Below are 18,136 nucleotides of genomic sequence, written 5' to 3' on the forward strand. Positions count from 1 at the left end.
AGGACGAAACCGATGGACATTCTTCCCAACTCGACCGAAGCGCGCGACATCCGCTATCAGATGCCCGCCGCGGCCGACATGCGCAAACACGAAGAGACCGGATCGGTCGTCATCGAACGCGGCGAGGGGATCTACGTCTACGACAACACCGGCAAGCGCTATATCGAGGGGCTGGCAGGCCTGTGGTCGGTCGCCGTCGGCTTTGGCGAGCCGCGTCTGGCCAAGGCTGCGTTCGAGCAGATGTCGAGGCTGCCCTATTACCACCAGTTCAACTACAAGACCCACGGGCCTTCGGTGGATCTGGCGGAAAAGATCCTCTCGATGATCCCGTTCCCGATGTCGAAGGTGCATTTCACCTCGTCGGGGTCCGAGGCGAACGATCTGGTGGCCAAGATGGTCTGGTATCGGTCCAACGCGATGGGCAAGCCGGAAAAGAAAAAGATCATCGGCCGGATCAAGGGCTATCACGGCGTGACCATCGCCGCCGGCTCGATCACCGGGATCGAGCGCAACCATACCAGCTTTGACCTGCCGCTGGACCGGATGGTCCATACCTCGTGCCCCAGCTTCGAGCTGTTCGGGGCCGAGGGCGAGACCGAAGCCCAGTTCACCGCCCGCATGCTGGCCGATCTGGAAGCGCTGATCGAGCGTGAAGGCCCCGAGACCATCGCCGCCATGTGGGGCGAGCCGGTGATGGGCGCGGGCGGCGTGCTGCCGCCGCCGGCAGGGTATTGGGCCGGGGTGCAGGCGATCCTGAAGAAGCATGACATTCTGCTGGTCGCCGACGAGGTGATCTGCGGGTTCGGCCGCACCGGCAAGATGTTCGCCTGCGAGACCTATGGTATCGTGCCCGATGTGCTGGTGCTGTCGAAACAGCTGTCGTCGTCCTATCTGCCGCTGTCGGCCATCGTGATCAACGATGCCTTCTATCAGCCGGTGGCCGATGAATCGCACCGCATCGGCTCGTTCGGCCATGGCTTCACCGCCTCGGGCCATCCGGTGGCGACGGCCGTGGGGCTGGAGAACCTGAAGATCATCGAGGAACGCGATCTGGTCGGCAATGCCGCCCGGCTGGCGCCGATGTTCCAGGCGGGGCTGAAAGAGCTGGCGCAGCATCCGCTGGCCCGGCACGCCCGGGGCGTCGGGCTGATCGGCGCGGTAGAGCTGAAAGGCTGGGACAAGCCAGGCGCGGCTGGCGCCTTTGTTGCAGACCGGATGCAGGCCGAAGGGCTGATCATTCGCGGTATCGGCGATTCGATCTGTTTCTGCCCGCCGCTGATCATCACCGAGGCGCAGGTGAAGGAGATGTTTGCCATCGCCAAGGCGGCACTCGACGCGGTGGCGGCCGAGCGGGGCTGAGGCGTTACCGGCAGGGATGGGGGGCGCTGCCCCCTGTCACTGCCGCGCGGCGTCAAGGGCAGTCCTGCCCCCGGGGTATTTTGAAAAAGGCAAAGCGGCCTTGAGAAAGGCCGGGAGATTGCCGGGCGGGGGCGCCGGTTTGTTCGCGCGCCCTGACAGGGCACGCGCAAGCGAGTTGAGGCCAGCGTATGCCCAAGGGGGGCTGCGGTGATCGGGCCGCGGAGATGGCCCGACGTCAGAGCGCCATGTCGTCGCGGTGGATCAGTGCAGCGCGGCCAGGATAGCCGAGGATCGTCTCGATCTCGCCCGAGCGGTGGCCAGCGATGGCGCGGGTCTCGGCGGCGGTATAGCGGATCAGGCCCTTGCCCAGCTCGGCGCCATCCGGGCCTTCGATCCGCACCGGCTCGCCCCGGCCGAACTGGCCGGTGACGCCGCGCACCCCGGCAGGCAGCAGCGACTTGCCCGCGTTCAAGGCAGCGACCGCGCCTGCATCGACAACGATGCTGCCGCGCGGCTTCATCGCCGCGATCCAGCGTTTGCGCGCCGCCTGCGGATCGCCTGCGGCGACGAACCAGGTGCGATTTGCGCCATTCGCCAGCGCGGCAAGCGGGCGGTAGGTGGACCCTTCCATGATCGCCATGGCGCAGCCGCCTGCAACGGCGGTCTTGGCGGCCATCAGCTTGGTCTTCATCCCGCCCTTCGAGAGGCCCGAGATCGGATCGCCGGCCATCGCCTCGATCTCGGGGGTGATGTGATCGACGACGTCAAAGCGCCGGGCGGTCGGATCTTCCTTGGGGTTGGCGGTGTAGAAGCCATCGACATCGGACAGCAGGATCAGCTGATCGGCCCCCACCGTCACCGCGATCTGGGCGGCCAGGCGATCATTGTCGCCAAATCGGATCTCGTCGGTGGCCACGGTGTCGTTTTCATTCACGATGGGAATGACACCCAGCGACAGAAGCGTTGCCAGCGTGGCGCGCGAGTTCAGATAGCGGCGGCGGTCTTCGGTATCTTCCAGCGTCACCAGCACCTGCGCGGCCTTGAGGCCGTGGGGCACCAGGACTTCCTCGTAGGCGCGGGCCAGGCGGATCTGGCCGACCGCCGCCGCTGCCTGCGACTGTTCCAGCGGCAAGGGTCCATCGGGCAGGCCCAGCACCCGGCGCCCCAGCGCGATCGAGCCAGAGGACACCAGAATGACATCGGTGCCGCGCGCATGGGCGGCGGCCACATCCTCGGCCAGACCGCGCAGCCAGTCGCCGCGCAGGCCCGTCACCCGGTCGACCAGCAGCGCAGAGCCGATCTTGACCACCAGCCGCCGGGCGGCGGCAACATCGGGGCCTAGGGGCGCCATTGTCCTTGATCCTTTTCAGCCGGCGCGCGGCGAGCCTCGATTTCCGACATCAGGGCGCGCAGCACCTCTTGCAGGCCAAGGCCGGCCGCGCCGGAAATCGCATAGACCTTGCCACCCGAGGCCTTTTCCAGCGCACGGCGGCGAGTCGACAGCGTTTTCGAATCCAGCGCGTCGATCTTGTTGATCGCGAGGATCCGCGGCTTGTCGCCAAGGCTGCCACCATAGGCGTCGAGTTCGGCCACGATGGTGCGGTAATCCTTGGTGATGGTCGATGACGTGCCATCGACCAGATGCAAGAGCACCGCGCAGCGTTCGACATGGCCGAGGAACTGATCGCCCAGCCCCCGCCCTTCGGAGGCGCCTTCGATCAGACCGGGAATGTCGGCCATCACGAATTCCTTGCCGTCAACGCCCACAACCCCAAGGTTCGGAACCAGCGTGGTGAAGGGGTAATCCGCGATCTTCGGCCGCGCGTTCGAGGTGGCCGCCAGGAAGGTCGATTTGCCCGCGTTCGGCAGCCCCACCAGCCCCGCATCGGCGATCAGCTTCAGCCGCAGCCAGATGGTGCGTTCGACACCTTCCTGCCCCGGATTGGCCCGCGCGGGCGCCCGGTTGGTCGAGGATTTGAACCGCAGGTTGCCCCAGCCGCCATTGCCGCCCTGCGCCAGCAGCACGCGCTGGCCGGGGTGGGTCAGGTCGGCGATGATGGTTTCCTCGTCCTCTTCGAGGATTTCGGTGCCGACCGGCACTTTCAGCACGATGTCGTCGCCCGTCTTGCCGGTGCGCTGGCTGCCCATGCCGCCCTGCCCCGACTTGGCGAAGAAATGCTGCTGATAGCGAAAGTCGATCAGCGTGTTCAGACCTTCGACCGCCTCGGCGTAGACGGACCCGCCGTTGCCACCGTCGCCGCCATCGGGGCCGCCGAATTCGATGAACTTCTCGCGCCGGAACGACACGCAGCCCGCGCCCCCGCCGCCCGAGCGGATGTAGACCTTGGCAAGGTCGAGGAACTTCATGGCATGGTCCTTTCCGGGACGAGGTTGCGGCCCGCTTCCTACATCATCCGGGGGGACAGGCTCAACAGCCTATCGCGCAAGGCAGCGCAGCACCCAGACGTCATAGCGCGGATGATCCAGCGCCGACAAGGCCGGGCTGGAGGCCACCATCCAGCCCGAGAACACCGGCGCCTCTTGCAGGCTGTCGCGGATGGTCAGATGGGCATAGGCCTCGCCCGTCGGATTGTCGGCCGGATAACGGCAGCTGTCGAGCTGGATGGTCAGCCGCCCCCAGACCGCCGATTGCCCGCGCGACATTTCGACATCGGCCGTCTCGCCCGAGGCCTTGTCCAGCCAGCGCAGTTCCGCGCCCGGCGCCTCGGTCATGGTCTGGGCGCCTGCCGCACTGCCGGCCAGACACAGGGCAAGGGCCGCGCGCCGGATCATTGGCCGGCCCCGCCCCCGTTCTTGAGCGTGTCTTCGGCCGCGCCGCCGACAAACTTCATCAGAAGCGAGGTCAGGCTGACGGCACCCTGCGTATCCTCGACCTCGGCGCCCGGCTCCAGATTGAAGGGCGACCCGCCGGGCATGATTTCCAGGAAATTGCCGCCCAGCAGCCCTTCGGACGAGATCAGCGCCGTGCTGTCGTCGGGCAGTTCGATCCCGTCGCGGATGGTAAAGCGCGCCTCGGCCATGAAGGTCTGGGGGTTCAGATCAAGCTTGGTGATCGCCCCGATCTTGACCCCGCCCATGCGCACATCGGTGCCGACCCGCACCCCCTCGACAGAGCGGAAGGCGGCGCGCAGTTCATAATTGCCGGGCTGAGGCCCAAGCCCCGTGACCTGAGTCGCGTAGAACAGGAACCCCAGCGCAACGGCCAGAACGCCGCCGCCGACGGCGACCTCGGTGAGGTTCTCGCCGCTCATTCCGGTTGCCACGCCTCATAGTCGCGGCGTTCGGCGGGGGCAGCACGGCGCAGCGAGCCGGCGGGCAGATAGGCCGCGTCGGTGCCGGTCAGGTTTTCGTGATGCGGCTTTTCCCAGGGCTTGTGCGCCAGCGGCTTTTCGGTCGGCGGCTCGTCCCAGGTGTAATGCAGCCAGCCGTGCCAGTCGGGCGGCACGCGGCTGGCTTCCATTTCGCCATTGAAGATCACCCAGCGCTTCTTGCCATCGCGCGAGCGATAATAGACGTTGCCCTGATCGTCCTCACCCACCTTCACGCCTTTCCGCCAGGTGAAGAAGCGGGTGTTCAGCGTCTGGCTGTTCCACCAGGTCAGGAAGCTGAGCAGGAATTTCATCGGGATTCCTCCGGCATTTGCTTGCCTCTCTATGGACCATCGCTGCGGCAAGATCCAGCGGCAACGACAGCACAAGATTTCGTCGGCAAAGGGCCCGGAAAACGCCGCATTTCGGCAACCCTATGTTGAGTGTCGCATGTTGAAGTAAGGCCACAAGTTCAAATCATCTCTGCCACCTCAGGAGGCTCGCCGTGTCAGTGACCTCTACGATTGCGAATGTGTACCAGTATACCGGAAGCCTGCTGTCCCTCTCGACGGGGGGATTGCTCAATGTCAGTGTGCTGAACACAGGAAGCGGCGCGCAGACGGCGACATTCGTCGATGATGACGGAACGTTGAACCAGGCCAGCGACGGGGTATCCACGGCCTCGATCGGTGGGGGGACGGCCAGCACGATCGACTATCTTGGCGCCGGAACGGCCTCGACGGTCACGCTTCTGGGCATTCCATTGCTGTCCGTGCCGGTCATGGCCTTCAAGGTGGACGGCAATGTCTACCTGCATTTCCCGAACGGCCTGCCGCCATTGTCGGGGCTGATGATCTCGTTCAACATCGACCCTGGCGCCGGGTTCAACCTGCCGAACCCGATGCCGATCTGCCTTGCCAACGGGACCCGAATCCGCACCGCCCGCGGGCTGGTCGCGATTGAACGGCTTGTTCCTGGCGATATGGTCCAGACGCTGGACCACGGGTTGCAGCCGATCCGCTGGACCGGGCAGCGCATGGTCAGCCGTGCCGAACAGATGATCGAGCAGCGCCTGCGCCCGGTCCGGATCGCCGCCGGCGCGCTTGGGCCTGGCCGCCCCCGCCGCGATCTGCAGGTCACGCAGCAGCACCGCATTCTGGTGCGCATCGGCACGGCCGAGCGGCTGATCGCGGCCAAGCACCTGATCGGGCGCAAGGGTATCGCGCTCAGCCCGGTCGAGCGCCGGATCAGCTATCACCACCTGCTCTTTGACCGGCACGAGATCATCCTGGCCGAAGGCTGCGCCACCGAATCGCTGTATCTGGGGGAACAGGCGATCAAGGCGCTGCCCGGCCCGGCCCGGCGCGAGATCGGCCTGTTGTTCCCGATGCTGGCGACCGGCCAGCACCCCGATGCTGCGCGCCCCTTCCTGACACGGCGCGAGGCGATGGCCGAGCGGGTGCTGCATGGCCTTGGCGCCGGGCGGATCGCGGTCTAGCGCGGCTGGTCCGGCAAGCGGGCGGTGACCTCGATCTCGATCTTCATGGCGTCCTCCATCAGGCGCGCCTCGATCATCGTGGCGGCCGGACGCGCCTTGGCAAAGGCCCGCGACAGCTGGGGCCAGAGCTTGGGGAAATCCTGCCGGTCGGGCAGGATGTAGCGCACACGCACCACGTCATCCAGCCCGCAGCCGACCTCGGCCAGCGCATGCGAGATCGTGGCAAGCGTGTTGGCGCATTGTGTTTCCACATCCTCGGGCAGCGTCATCGTGGCATAGTCATAGCCCGTCGTGCCGGACACAAAGACCCAGCCATCCAGCATGACGGCACGGGAATAGCCGATGTCTGCCTCGAATCGCGAGCCCGAAGAAATCAGTCGCCGCATAAGTCAACCCCCTTGTGCCTTGATGCTGGCCAGCCCCGCCACCAGCACGGCACCGCGCCGGGTCCGGGGCATGGACCTTGCCGCAGCGCCACCTTAGCGTCGCCGCGACCGGCTGATAAGGGAGAGATGACATGACAGCGGATTGGCCAGGATTGTCCGACAAGGTCTGCGTGATTACCGGGGGGCTTGGCGGGCTGGGCCGGGCGATGGCCCATGCCTTTCTGGGCGCGGGGGCAAAGGTGCTGCTGCTGGACCGCGCGCCGCAAGACGAGGCAGGCGCCATGGCCGACTTCGCGGCCAGCGGCCCGCGCTGCCAGTTCATGGCGGTGGACGTTGGCGATACGGGCTCGGTCAATGCCGCCTTTGCCGCCTGCGAAAGCCGCCTGGGCGCGCCGCATGTCCTTGTGAACAATGCGGCCATGTCGGCCTCGGCCCCGCTGGCCGATCTGGATCTGGCCGCCTGGGAGCGCCAGATGACCGTCAATGTCGGCGGCTATCTGCGCTGTGCACAGGCGTTCCGGCGTCATCGCGATGCCAGCGCGGCCGGCGCCATCGTGAACATCGCCTCGATCGCCGGGCATAATGCACAGCCTGGCTCGGGCGGCTATTCCATGGGCAAGGCCGCGATCGCCATGCTGACACGGCAACTGGCACTGGAATGGGGGCCGGACAATATCCGCACCAATTCGGTCAGCCCGGGCCTGTTCATCACGCCGCTTTCCGAACAGTTCTACCGCCACCCCGATGACCGGGCCCGGCGCGAGGCGGTGGTGCCGCTGCGCCGGATCGGCGATCCGGCAGAACTGGCCGATGCGGTGATCTATCTGTCCAGCCCGCGTGCGTCCTATGTGAACGGGGCCGAGATCGTGGTGGATGGCGGCTTTTCCGACACCCTGATGGCGCATATCCCGCGCGCCTACGGGGCCTGAAAATGCGACAGGGGGCCTGATGGCCCCCTGCCCTATGGTCATTCGACCGTGATATTGCGGGTCTTGATGATCGCCCCATACTTTTCGCGGTCTTCGTCCAGCTGGCGAACCATCGCGTCAGGCGCCCCGCCCACCTTGAACTGGCCGATCTTTTCCAGCAGCGCCGAAATCTCGGGCAATTGCAGCACCGAATCGATGTCGGCGTTGATCTTGGTCACCAGCGCATCCTCCATGGCGGCAGGCGCGAAGATCCCGGTCCAGAACGACGTGGTCATCCCCGGATGGCCAAGTTCGGCAAAGGTCGGAACGTCGGGCAGCTGGGCCATCCGCTCGTCGCGCGCCAGCGCCAGCATCTTCATCGTGCCGGCATTGATCTGCCCCAGCACGCCCAGCGGCGAGGAAACGGTGAAATCGACCTGGCCGCCAAGGATGTCGCGGACCTCTTCGGCGGTCGATTTATAGGCGACCTCGGTCACGTCGATCCCGAATTCCTGGCTGAGCATCGCGCCAAAGATCTGGCTCAGGCTGCCCGGCCCGAAGGTGCCAAAGCGCATCGGCTTGCCCTGGGTCTTGGCACGCTCGACAAACTCTGCCAGCGTGGTCAGCCCCGAGGACACCGGCACGGTGACCGTCAGCGGACCATTGGCCACATAAGACACCGATTTGAAATCGCTGGCCTTGTACGGCAGTTGCTTGCGCAGCAGCAGGTTCAGCGAAACCGGCCCCGTGCCGCCGACAAACAGCGTGGTCTGCGGGCTGCGGGTGCTGGCGACATATTGTGCCCCGATGATGCCATTCGCGCCCGGCTTGTTTTCGACCAGATAGGTGCGGTCGGTGGTGCGCGACAGACCATCGGCCAGGGCGCGCGTCAGCCCGTCGACCGAGCCGCCCGCGCTGTAGGGCACCACGAAGGTGATCGGGTCGGTTGCGGCGAAGGCAGCGCGTGACAGCAGCGGTGCGGCAAGAGCGGTTCCGAACGCCCCCATCAGGGCGCGGCGAGTGGTGACCATCAGTGTTCCTCCCAAGACATTTGGCAGATGTGCTTTTGCCTTGGAGATGGCGGCGGGAAACATAGCCGCTGGCGCAGAACAGTTTCACACATGGCGCAAGAATGACCCCTGCCGAATGCCGAAAATCAAAGGGGCGGACCTTTCGGCCCGCCCCTGGAGTGCAACTGCGAGCAGCGATCAGGCGCTGGCGGCCTGTTTCTTCTTGCTGCCTTCGGTATGGACCAGAAGCGGCTTGGCCGTGCCGTTCACGACTTCCTCGTTCACGACAACCTCTTGCACACCCTCCATGCCGGGCAGCTCGAACATGGTATCCAGCAGGATATCTTCCATGATCGACCGCAGGCCACGGGCGCCGGTCTTGCGCTTGATCGCGCGCTTGGCGATGGCCGACAGCGCATCGGGGGCGAAGATCAGCTTGACGCCCTCGATCTCGAAGAGCTTCTGGTATTGCTTGACCAGCGCGTTCTTCGGCTCGGTCAGAATGGTGACCAGCGCGTCCTCGTCGAGATCGTTCAGCGTGGCGATCACCGGCAGACGGCCGACGAATTCCGGGATCAGGCCGAATTTCAGCAGATCCTCGGGCTCCAGCTCGCGGAACAGCTCGCCCACGCCGCGCGCCTCGGGGTCCTTGACATCGGCGCCAAAGCCGATGCCGGTGCCCTTGCCGCGCTGCGCGATGATGCGTTCAAGGCCGGCAAAGGCGCCGCCGCAGATGAACAGGATGTTCGTGGTATCGACCTGCAGGAATTCCTGCTGCGGATGCTTGCGCCCGCCTTGCGGCGGCACGCTGGCAACCGTGCCCTCCATGATCTTCAGCAGGGCCTGCTGCACCCCTTCGCCCGAGACATCGCGGGTGATCGAGGGGTTGTCGGACTTGCGGGTGATCTTGTCGACCTCGTCGATATAGACGATGCCGCGCTGTGCGCGTTCGACATTGTATTCGGATGCCTGCAAGAGCTTGAGGATGATGTTTTCCACATCCTCGCCGACATAGCCTGCCTCGGTCAGCGTGGTGGCATCGGCCATGGTGAACGGCACATCCAGGATGCGCGCCAGCGTCTGCGCCAGCAGCGTCTTGCCGGTGCCGGTCGGACCGATCAGCAGGATGTTCGACTTGGCCAGTTCCACCTCGCCGGCCTTGCCGCCGGAATGGTTGAGCCGCTTGTAGTGGTTGTGCACCGCCACCGAAAGCACGCGCTTGGCGTGATCCTGGCCGATGACGTAATCGTCCAGCACCTTGGCGATTTCACGCGGGGTGGGAACACCATCGGTGGATTTCAGGCCCGAGGATTTCGTTTCCTCGCGGATGATGTCCATGCACAGCTCGACGCATTCGTCGCAGATGAACACGGTCGGGCCCGCGATCAGCTTGCGCACCTCGTGCTGGCTCTTTCCGCAGAACGAGCAGTAGAGGGTGTTCTTGCTGTCGCCCGAATTGCTTGCCATGCGTTACGTTCCCTTGGCCTTACCTCGTCGCGCCCCCATGAGATTACGGGAGCGCCGCGCCCATCACAACGCCTAATCGCCCTTCGGCGGATCAGGTCACTTCGTCTCGGCGTCCGCCTTGCCACGGCTGTCGACGATCTCGTCGATCAGGCCCCAGGCCTTGGCGGCCTCGGCGGACATGAAATTGTCCCGCTCCAGCGCGGCTTCGACGGTCGCATAGTCGTTGCCGGTGTGCTTGACGTAGATCTCGTTCAGCCGGCGCTTGAGGTTTTCCGTCTCGCGCGCGTGGATCAGGATGTCGGTCGCCTGGCCCTGATAGCCGCCCGAGGGCTGGTGCACCATGACGCGGCTGTTGGGCAGCGAGAAGCGCATGCCCTTTTCGCCTGCGGTCAGCAGCAGCGAGCCCATCGAGGCTGCCTGCCCGACCACCAGGGTCGAGACCTTGGGCTTGATGTATTGCATCGTGTCGTAGATCGACAGGCCCGAGGTGACGACCCCCCCGGGGCTGTTGATGTACATGCTGATTTCCTTGGTGGGGTTTTCCGCCTCGAGGAACAGCAGCTGGGCCACGATCAGCGTGGACATGCCATCATGCACCGGGCCGGACAGGAAGATGATCCGTTCCTTCAGCAGGCGCGAGAAGATGTCATAGGCCCGTTCGCCCCGGCTGGTCTGTTCGACGACCATGGGGACGAGGGTGTTCATGTAGAAGTCTGCCGGATCGCGCATGTCTCGCCTGCCTTCGGTTATTGTCGGGTTCTGCCACAGCGGGCCTTGCCAGAGTCTTAGTGGCGCGTCCTGCCCCCCGCAAGGGGCGGGGGGAAAATTGCCGGGCGGCTCCCGCAGGTCGTGCGCCGGGCAAGGCCCGGCTGCTTCCTTTGGGCCGGGCGCCGCGCGTGCCGCGCGGCGTGCCTCCGGCGGGGATATTTGCATCAAGGCGAAAGCTGGCCGCGGCGCACGGCAGAGAGGGCGAGCAGCAGGGCAAAGAGCACGGCGGCGGCCGCGATGATCGAGGGGCCGGCGGGCGTGTCGTGGGTGATGGAGAGGCCAAGACCGCCGAAGGTGGCAAGGATCGCGATCAGCGTGGCGCCGATCGCCATGGCCTCGGGTGTGCGGGCGAGCGAGCGGGCGGCAGCGGCAGGCACGATCAGCAGCGCCGCAATCAGCAGCGCCCCGACGACCTTGAGCGCCACAGCCACGACGATGGCGAGCGAGAGCGTCAGCACCAGCCGCTCGCGCCCCGGATGGAGGCCGGCAGAGCAGGCCAGATCCTCGTTCAGCGTCGATGTCAGCAGTGCCTGCCAGCGCCAGGCCAGCAGGACCGCAACGGCCAGTGCGCCCAGCCAGATGAAGGCCAGATCCGCGCGGCCGACGGCCAGGATATCGCCAAAGAGGAACGCGGACAGATCGACCCGGACCCCGGGCAGGAACGACACTGCCACGAGGCCGAAGGCCAGCGCCGAATGGGCCAGCACCCCCAGCGTGGTATCCATCGCCCAGCCGCGCCCGGCCAGCGCCGACACCGTGCCCGCCATGGCCAGCGCGACCAGCGTGGTGCCCGCGATCACCGGCAGGCCCAGCGCCAGCGCCAGCGCAACGCCAAGGATCGCGGCATGTGACGTCGCATCGCCGAAATAGGCCATCCGCCGCCAGACCACGAAAGAGCCCAGCGGCCCGGCCGCCACGGCGACCCCGGTTCCGGCAAGGGCGGCGCGGGTCAGGAAATCGTCAAGCATGATGGTGCGGCTCGTGCGGGTGGCTGTGGTCGTGCGGATGGTCGTGGGCATGATCGTGCCCGTGGTCGTGTTCATGGCGGTAAAGCGCCAGCGCGCCTTGCGTGCCCAGCCCGAACAAGGCGCGATATTCCGGCGCGGTCGACACGACACGGGGCGTGCCTTCGCAGCAGACATGGCCGTTGAGGCAGACCACCCGGTCCGAGGCCGCCATAACCACATGCAGGTCATGGCTGACCATCAGCACGGCGGCTCCGGTTTCGGCGCGGATATCCTCGATCAGGCGGTAGAAGGCCGCCTCGCCCGGCTGGTCCAGCCCCTGCGTGGCCTCGTCCAGCACCAGGATCTGCGGGTTGCCCAGCAGGGCCCGCGCCAGCAGCACCCGTTGCAGCTGCCCGCCCGACAGCGCGCCCAGCTGGCGCCCGGCCAGCGCTTGCGGCAGGCCGGTCCGGTCCAGCGCCGCCATGGCCTGCGCATCGCTGACCCGCCGGGGCAGCGACAGGAACCGGCGCACCGTCAGCGGCAGGTTCCGGTCGATCGCCAGCTTTTGCGGCACATAGCCGATGCGCAGCCCCGGCGCGCGGGTGATCTGGCCGGACGACGGGGCGACAATCCCCATCAGCGCCCGCAGCAGGGTGGATTTGCCCGACCCGTTCGGGCCCAGAACTGTCACGATCTCGCCCGGCGCGATGTGGAAATCGACGCCGCTCAACACCTCGTGACCGCCCAGACGGACGGTCAGGCCATGAGCCTCGATCAGCGCGGTCATGCGGCCTCCTGACAGGCCGGGCACAGGCCCGTGGCCTCGACGCTCAGACGATCAACGGCAAAGCCGGTCTCGGCAACGGCGGATTGCAGCGCGGATCGGACGGTTTCGGCCGGGGCCTCGGCAATGCGGTTGCAGCTGCGGCAGATCAGAAAGGCCGGCTGATGGTCATGCGCCGGATCCATGCAGGCGGCAAAGGCGTTCAACAGCTGAACACGATGCGCAAGCCCCTGATCTACAAGGAATTCCAGTGCCCGATAGGCCACCGGCGGCTGCCGCCCGTAGCCTTCAGCGGCCAGCCGGTCCAGCACGTCATAGGCGCCCATCGCCCGATGCGATTCCAGCAAGATCTCCAGCGTGCGCCGCCGAACCGGGGTCAGGCGCGCACCGCGTGCCTTGACCAGCCGCTCGGCCTCGGCCAGCGCACTGTCAGCGCAGGCGTGATGGTCATGGGACTGGAACGGCGTGGCCGGATCGGTCATCGGGCGATCCTCTCTTGACATGTTATCTTATTACATACACTCATCGCGCACCGACTGAAAGCCCGACGGAGGCCCGACATGAGATTTTCCCTCGCAGCCCTGCTGGCCCTGCTGCCTGCGCCCGTGATGGCCGAAGTTCCGCGCGTTGTCACGGACATTCCCCCGGTTCATGCGCTGGCCTCGCTGGTGATGGGCGATCTGGGCCAGCCCGATCTGCTGCTGGACCGCGGCGCGAATGCCCACAGCTTTGCCCTGCGCCCCAGCCAGGCGGCCGGCCTGCAAAAGGCCGATCTGGTGGTCTGGATCGGGCCGCAGATGACCCCCTGGCTTGACCGCGCGCTGGACGGGATCGGCGGCAAGGCACACCGGCTGGACCTGCTGGGGCTGCAAGGAACATTTCGCCGCAATTTCGGTGAGGGTCCGCACGAGCACGCAGCCACCGAGGGCGACCATGACCACGACGCCCAGGCCGATGATCACGGCGATCATGGGACACAGGACGATCACGGCGACCACGCCCATTCCGGCCTTGACCCGCATGCCTGGCTCGACCCTGCGAATGCTCTGGTCTGGCTCGATGCCATCGCAGCCGAACTGTCGGAACAGGATGCCCCGAATGCCGCCACCTATGCCGCCAATGCCCGTGCCGCGGGCGAACGCATCAAGGCGCTGGACACGCGCCTTGCAAGCGACCTCGCCCCGCTCAAGGACCGCTCCTTCGTGGTGTTCCACGATGCCTATGGCTATTTCACCGGACACTACGGTCTGACGGTCGCCAGCAGCATCTCGCTGGGCGATGCGGCCGCACCGGGCGCGGCGCATCTGTCGGAGGTGCGCGCGCAACTGATCGAGGGCAAGATCCTCTGCGCCTTCCCCGAAGCCCAGCACGACCCGAAACTGCTGACCACGCTGGTCGAAGGCACCGGCACCCGGATCGGCGCAACGCTCGACCCGTCGGGCAGCAGCCTCGAGCCAGGACCAGACCTCTACGAGACCCTGCTGGCAGATCTTGCAGGCAAACTGGCAAGCTGCCTGAACTGACCTGGCAGGCTTTGCCTTTTTCAAAATACCCCCGCCGGAGGCACGCCGCGCGCAACGCGCGGCGCCCGGCCCAAAGGAAGGCGGCGCGCCTTGCGCGCTGCACGCCCTGCGGGAGCCTCTAGCCGATCAGATCCAGCCGATGATCCAGCCGGTCCACCAGCGTGCCATCGCGCAGCGGGACTGCGGCACGGCAGCGATATTGCACGAAGCCCATCTTGCGGTAATAGGCCAGCCCGCCGGTATTATCGGCCCGGATCGTCGCGTTGATCGTCGCAATCCCCAAGGCCCGCCCGGCAGCCCGCGTCGCGGCAAACAGCGCGGTCCCCGCCCCCGGCACCTTGCCGTGCTGCCGGGTAAAGGTGGCAATGTCGGCCCAGGCCTGCGGCAGGCCCTGATGGCGCGCCAGAGACTGAAAGCCCAGCACAGCCCCATCACCTTCGACGACGATGCAGCTCAGCGCATCCGGTCCGTCGATATAGGCGCGGCTCAGCGCCTCGGGCGTATAGGGGTCTTCCAGCGCCGTGGTGCCGCCTTGCGCGATGATCGCGTTCAAGATGGCTGCCAGCGCCGCCGCATCCTCTGGCTGGCCGGGGCGCACCGTCAGGGCCATGCTCAGAACGCCTTGCGCCGCTCGGGCCGGGCCAACAGGCCAAAGCCCAGCACCGCCAAAGCCAGCGAAACCCCCGATGCCACCGTGCGGATCAGGTTGAACTCTTGCCAGCGCGGCGAATAGCCGGCCCAGATCTCGCGCGCGGCCGCGATATCGTCGGGCACCGGGGTCACGGCGAGCACCTCGTTCATCGGGACATTCACCTGCAAGGTCACGAACAGCGCCGCCACGGCATAGACCAGCGCCGCAGCCCCAAGCGCCAGCCCCGCCCCGCGCATCACGCGCGCCCCCAGCAAGGCCGCCAGTGCCAGCACCACGGGCGTTCCGAAGAAGGCCGGGGCAAAGACGGCATTCCTGACGCTGCCATTCATCGCCTGCATCGCCGCCATGGCCACGCGCGGATCGGCCGTATCCAGCCCCCACATGGTCGAACACAGCCATGCATAGAAGAACCCGAAGATCGCGCCGGCAAACATGACGCCAAGAAAGGCCGTGACAATCGCAAGGGCGCGCATCAGGGCACCTCCATTCTGGTCGAACTCAGACAGCACCCCACATGCGGTCCGAAGGCTCTCGGATCGAACGTGGCCGGTGCCCACTTCCGTCGCGCCTCAGGCGAGTTTGAGCGCAACGATTCCCGCGACGATGAAGCCAATTCCCGCCAGCCGCAACGGGCTTGCCCCCTCGCCCAGCAGGATCATGCCGAAGATCGCCACCCCCAGCGCCCCGATGCCTGTCCAGACGGCATAGGCGGTGCCGGCCGGCAGCGATTTCATCGCATGGGCCAGCAGCCAGAAGCTGGCCAAGGCGCCGATCAGCGTGATGGCCGACGGCCAGAACCGCGTGAAGCCCTCGGAATACTTCAGCCCCAGCGCCCAGACGATCTCAAAGACGCCGGCAATGACCAGAACCGCCCAGGGGTTCATGTCAGGCCGCCAGACCCTTGGTGCCCATATCCAGGAACTTCTGCCGCCGATCCTTGACCAGCCAGTCCGGCTTCTTGCCGGACAGCTCCTTCAGCATGGTCTCGATCGCCTTGCCCACCGCCTCGATGGCGGCAGCGCGGTCGCGCTGCGCACCGCCCAGCGGTTCCTTGACGATGCGGTCGACCACACCCAGCTTTTGCAGATCCTGCGCGGTCAGGCGCAGCGCCTCGGCGGCATCCTTGGCGCGCTCGGCGTCCTTCCACAGGATGCTGGCGCAGCCTTCGGGGGTAATCACCGAATAGACGGAATGTTCCAGCATCGCCACGCGGTTCGCCGTCGCCAGCGCCACCGCCCCGCCCGAGCCGCCCTCGCCGATGATCACGGTCAACAGCGGAACGCCAATTTCCAGGCATTTCTGGGTGGACCGCGCAATCGCCTCGGCCTGCCCGCGCTCTTCCGCGCCCTTGCCAGGATAGGCGCCGGGCGTGTCGACCAGCGTGATGACCGGCAGGCCGAACCGCCCTGCCATGTCCATCAGCCGGATCGCCTTGCGATAGCCTTCGGGCCGGGCCATGCCGAAATTGCGCTCGATCCGGCTTTTGGTGTCGTGGCCCTTTTCCTGGCCGATCACCATGACCGGACGGTCGTTGAAGCGCGCAAGCCCCCCCATCACGGCGTGATCGTCGGCAAAGTTGCGGTCCCCGGCCAGCGGGGTGTATTCGGTGAACAGCGCCTCGATATAATCGCGGCAATGCGGCCGGTCAGGATGGCGCGCGACCTGGCATTTGCGCCAGGGAGTCAGATCCTTGTACAGATCCTTCAGCAGCACCTCGGCCTTGCGGTCCAGTGCCTCGGCTTCCTTGCTGACATCCATCTCGGAATTCGCCCGGGCCATGGCGCGCAGCTCCTCGGCCTTGCCTTCGATCTCTGCCAGCGGCTTTTCGAATTCCAGATACTGCATCGCATTCTCCCCAAGGGTCGCTGCCTATATGGCCAAGACAGCGCCCCGATGCAACTCCACCGGCAAGCGACCTGGCAGATCGGCGCGCGCCTTGCCTTTCATCTGTCCGAAAATATCCTCGGGGGTGAATTGGCGCGGAACGCGCCAAGAGGGGGCAGACGGCCCCCTGCCCGGCGTGCCGCCCCGCGCTCAGGCCAGAAGATCGTTCACCATCGGAATGACCCGGCTGCCGTAAAGTTCAAGGCATTTCATCAGATCGGCATGGGACACCGGGCCGGTCGCATATTTCAGGTCGAACCGGCGGATGCCCAGCGTCTTGACGGTTGCCGCAATCTTGCGCGCAACCGTCTCGGGCGAGCCGACATAGAGCGAGCCATGTTTGACCTCTTGCAGGAAATGGTCCTTTGTCGTGGGCGACCAGCCGCGCTCGGCCCCGATGCGGCCGAAACTCTCGCGGTAGGCCGGCCAGAGAATCTCGCGCGCGGCCTCGTCGGTGTCGGCGACAAAGCCCGGCGAATGGATGCCCACGGGCCGGACCGGGTTGCCGATCTGCGCGCAGGCCCGCTTGTAAAGGTCGATATAGGGCACGAACCGGCGCGGATCGCCGCCGATGATCGCCAGCATCAGCTGCAGGTCCTGACGCACGACGCGCACCACCGATTCCGGGCTGCCGCCGACACCGACCCAGACGGTCATCCCGTCGGGTCCCAGCGGCGGATAGACGCGCTGGTCCCTGAGCGGCGGGCGGTGCTGGCCTTGCCAGCTCAGCTGCGGATTGCGCAAGACGCTGGCGAACAGGTCCAGCTTTTCCTCGAACAGAACGTCATAGTTCTGCATGTCATGGCCGAACAGCGGATAGCTTTCGGTAAAGCTGCCCCGGCCCAGGATCGGCTCGGCCCGCCCGTTCGACAGCGCGTTGAGCGTAGAAAACCGCTGGAACACCCGGATCGGATCGTCGGTCGACAGCACCGTCACGGCCGTGCCCAGCTTGATCCGGCGGGTCTTGCCGGCGATGACCGCCAGCACGATTTCCGGGGCCGAGATCGCGAAATCAGGGCGATGATGTTCGCCAAGGCCGATGAAGTGGATGCCCAGATCATCGGCCAGCACCGCCTGATCGACGACGTCGCGCAGCACCTGATCCATGGGCAGAACCTGCCCCTGCGCATCCTTGGTCACATCGCCGAAGGTGTCGAGGCCCAGTTCCACCGTGGTCGTCATCGTGCGTCTCCTGCCGTTTGCTGGCCAGACCCTAAGCGCAGCAGCGCCTGTTCGCAAAGCCAAGACCGCACAGGGCCCTGTTCAGCCGCGCGCAGTCAGTCGGCGAGGCCCGGCTCGTCCAGCAAGGTGCGCCCGTCGCGGCTTTCGATCTCGATCAGCCACAGGTCGGGGTCGCGGGCGCGCTGACGGGCCAGGGCCTCGTCGACGTCGCGCTCGTGCCCGTCGGCCAGCACCACCCAGGCGCGGGCCCCCGTCATCAGATCAAAGCTGCGCTGCCAGGCGGCCGCCGTGCCATCAAGCCGGGCGCATTTCACGATCACCGCGCCTGCGGTGGGATCGCCCTTGGCCGTCACATAGGCCGGAATGTCGGCCAGCCGCAGCCGGGCAAGATAGGCGCGGACCCAGAAATCGGCAGTCAGGCGGGTCATGGGCGGCAGCC

General features: G+C 66.3%; 22 protein-coding genes. 4 read left to right on the forward strand and 18 right to left on the reverse strand.

Translation table 11 applies throughout. From position 1 onward, the window contains the following. Positions 1-12 precede the first annotated feature (12 nt). Positions 13-1,359, forward strand: a complete 1,347-nt coding sequence (locus G481_RS0111925; protein ID WP_028030241.1) for an aspartate aminotransferase family protein — start codon at positions 13-15, stop codon at positions 1,357-1,359. A 235-nt stretch (positions 1,360-1,594) separates the two neighbouring features. Here G481_RS0111925 and proB read toward each other — a convergent pair whose 3' ends face one another. The 5 genes from proB to G481_RS0111950 form a co-directional block, all read right to left on the reverse strand. Further along, a complete protein-coding gene (gene proB, locus G481_RS0111930) occupies positions 1,595-2,710 on the reverse strand; it encodes a glutamate 5-kinase (protein WP_028030242.1) in 1,116 nt (371 codons plus the stop codon). After that, positions 2,698-3,726 carry a GTPase ObgE gene (gene obgE / locus G481_RS0111935; RefSeq protein ID WP_028030243.1) on the reverse strand — a complete coding sequence of 343 codons (1,029 nt, stop codon included), beginning with the start codon at positions 3,724-3,726 and terminating at the stop codon, positions 2,698-2,700. The genes proB and obgE overlap by 13 nt, the downstream gene beginning before the upstream one ends. A gap of 69 nt (positions 3,727-3,795) precedes the next feature. After that, positions 3,796-4,152, reverse strand: coding sequence for a DUF2155 domain-containing protein (locus tag G481_RS0111940; protein ID WP_028030244.1), 357 nt, complete (start codon positions 4,150-4,152; stop codon positions 3,796-3,798). Next, positions 4,149-4,631 (reverse strand): outer membrane lipid asymmetry maintenance protein MlaD, encoded by a 483-nt coding sequence (gene mlaD / locus G481_RS0111945; protein WP_028030245.1) that lies wholly within the window; start codon positions 4,629-4,631, stop codon positions 4,149-4,151. Before mlaD ends, G481_RS0111940 begins: the two co-directional genes overlap by 4 nt. Then, positions 4,628-5,002 carry an NADH:ubiquinone oxidoreductase subunit NDUFA12 gene (locus G481_RS0111950; protein ID WP_028030246.1) on the reverse strand — a complete coding sequence of 125 codons (375 nt, stop codon included), beginning with the start codon at positions 5,000-5,002 and terminating at the stop codon, positions 4,628-4,630. The genes mlaD and G481_RS0111950 overlap by 4 nt, the downstream gene beginning before the upstream one ends. A 191-nt stretch (positions 5,003-5,193) precedes the next feature. Here G481_RS0111950 and G481_RS25145 point away from each other — a divergent pair, with 191 nt between their 5' ends. Then, positions 5,194-6,186 (forward strand): Hint domain-containing protein, encoded by a 993-nt coding sequence (locus G481_RS25145; RefSeq protein WP_154664593.1) that lies wholly within the window; start codon positions 5,194-5,196, stop codon positions 6,184-6,186. On the opposite strand, the gene G481_RS0111960 is transcribed toward G481_RS25145, so the two are convergent. After that, positions 6,183-6,572 carry a RidA family protein gene (locus tag G481_RS0111960; protein WP_028030247.1) on the reverse strand — a complete coding sequence of 130 codons (390 nt, stop codon included), beginning with the start codon at positions 6,570-6,572 and terminating at the stop codon, positions 6,183-6,185. The two genes, G481_RS25145 and G481_RS0111960, sit on opposite strands and share 4 nt — an antisense overlap. Positions 6,573-6,703: 131 nt before the next feature. On the opposite strand from G481_RS0111960, the gene G481_RS0111965 reads away from it, so the two are divergent. Then, positions 6,704-7,501 (forward strand): SDR family NAD(P)-dependent oxidoreductase, encoded by a 798-nt coding sequence (locus tag G481_RS0111965; protein WP_028030248.1) that lies wholly within the window; start codon positions 6,704-6,706, stop codon positions 7,499-7,501. 38 nt (positions 7,502-7,539) lie between these two features. On the opposite strand, the gene G481_RS0111970 is transcribed toward G481_RS0111965, so the two are convergent. The 6 genes from G481_RS0111970 to G481_RS0111995 all read right to left on the reverse strand — a co-directional run bounded on the left by G481_RS0111970 (position 7,540) and on the right by G481_RS0111995 (position 12,938). Further along, positions 7,540-8,511, reverse strand: a complete 972-nt coding sequence (locus G481_RS0111970; protein WP_051294492.1) for a Bug family tripartite tricarboxylate transporter substrate binding protein — start codon at positions 8,509-8,511, stop codon at positions 7,540-7,542. Between the two features lie 177 nt (positions 8,512-8,688). Next, positions 8,689-9,957, reverse strand: coding sequence for an ATP-dependent Clp protease ATP-binding subunit ClpX (clpX, locus tag G481_RS0111975; RefSeq protein ID WP_028030250.1), 1,269 nt, complete (start codon positions 9,955-9,957; stop codon positions 8,689-8,691). 96 nt (positions 9,958-10,053) lie between these two features. Further along, positions 10,054-10,686: an ATP-dependent Clp protease proteolytic subunit gene (locus G481_RS0111980; protein ID WP_028030251.1), complete on the reverse strand. Its 633-nt coding sequence runs from the start codon at positions 10,684-10,686 to the stop codon at positions 10,054-10,056. Between the two features lie 203 nt (positions 10,687-10,889). Beyond that, positions 10,890-11,693, reverse strand: coding sequence for a metal ABC transporter permease (locus G481_RS0111985; protein WP_028030252.1), 804 nt, complete (start codon positions 11,691-11,693; stop codon positions 10,890-10,892). Beyond that, positions 11,686-12,459: a metal ABC transporter ATP-binding protein gene (locus tag G481_RS0111990; protein ID WP_028030253.1), complete on the reverse strand. Its 774-nt coding sequence runs from the start codon at positions 12,457-12,459 to the stop codon at positions 11,686-11,688. The genes G481_RS0111985 and G481_RS0111990 overlap by 8 nt, the downstream gene beginning before the upstream one ends. Beyond that, positions 12,456-12,938 (reverse strand): Fur family transcriptional regulator, encoded by a 483-nt coding sequence (locus G481_RS0111995; protein WP_028030254.1) that lies wholly within the window; start codon positions 12,936-12,938, stop codon positions 12,456-12,458. The genes G481_RS0111990 and G481_RS0111995 overlap by 4 nt, the downstream gene beginning before the upstream one ends. A gap of 78 nt (positions 12,939-13,016) precedes the next feature. Here G481_RS0111995 and G481_RS0112000 point away from each other — a divergent pair, with 78 nt between their 5' ends. After that, positions 13,017-13,979: a zinc ABC transporter substrate-binding protein gene (locus G481_RS0112000; RefSeq protein WP_028030255.1), complete on the forward strand. Its 963-nt coding sequence runs from the start codon at positions 13,017-13,019 to the stop codon at positions 13,977-13,979. A 118-nt stretch (positions 13,980-14,097) separates the two neighbouring features. On the opposite strand, the gene G481_RS0112005 is transcribed toward G481_RS0112000, so the two are convergent. The 6 genes from G481_RS0112005 to G481_RS0112030 form a co-directional block, all read right to left on the reverse strand. Next, entirely contained in the window at positions 14,098-14,589 is a 492-nt protein-coding gene (locus G481_RS0112005; RefSeq protein WP_028030256.1) for a GNAT family N-acetyltransferase, read from the reverse strand. A gap of 2 nt (positions 14,590-14,591) precedes the next feature. After that, entirely contained in the window at positions 14,592-15,104 is a 513-nt protein-coding gene (locus G481_RS0112010; RefSeq protein ID WP_028030257.1) for an anthrone oxygenase family protein, read from the reverse strand. Positions 15,105-15,200: 96 nt separating this feature from the next. Then, positions 15,201-15,515, reverse strand: coding sequence for a quaternary ammonium compound efflux SMR transporter SugE (gene sugE / locus G481_RS0112015; RefSeq protein WP_028030258.1), 315 nt, complete (start codon positions 15,513-15,515; stop codon positions 15,201-15,203). Position 15,516: 1 nt separating this feature from the next. Beyond that, a complete protein-coding gene (locus tag G481_RS0112020) occupies positions 15,517-16,476 on the reverse strand; it encodes an acetyl-CoA carboxylase carboxyltransferase subunit alpha (RefSeq protein WP_028030259.1) in 960 nt (319 codons plus the stop codon). A gap of 189 nt (positions 16,477-16,665) precedes the next feature. Further along, positions 16,666-17,697 carry an LLM class flavin-dependent oxidoreductase gene (locus G481_RS0112025; RefSeq protein WP_028030260.1) on the reverse strand — a complete coding sequence of 344 codons (1,032 nt, stop codon included), beginning with the start codon at positions 17,695-17,697 and terminating at the stop codon, positions 16,666-16,668. Positions 17,698-17,792: 95 nt separating this feature from the next. Beyond that, the gene (locus G481_RS0112030) at positions 17,793-18,125 is read right to left on the reverse strand and encodes a DUF1491 family protein (RefSeq protein ID WP_028030261.1); all 333 of its coding nucleotides are present in this window, start codon (positions 18,123-18,125) and stop codon (positions 17,793-17,795) included. Between the last annotated feature and the right edge of the window lie 11 nt (positions 18,126-18,136).

The sequence above is a fragment of the Gemmobacter nectariphilus DSM 15620 genome, from assembly GCF_000429765.1.
In the GTDB taxonomy this organism is placed as follows: domain Bacteria; phylum Pseudomonadota; class Alphaproteobacteria; order Rhodobacterales; family Rhodobacteraceae; genus Wagnerdoeblera; species Wagnerdoeblera nectariphila.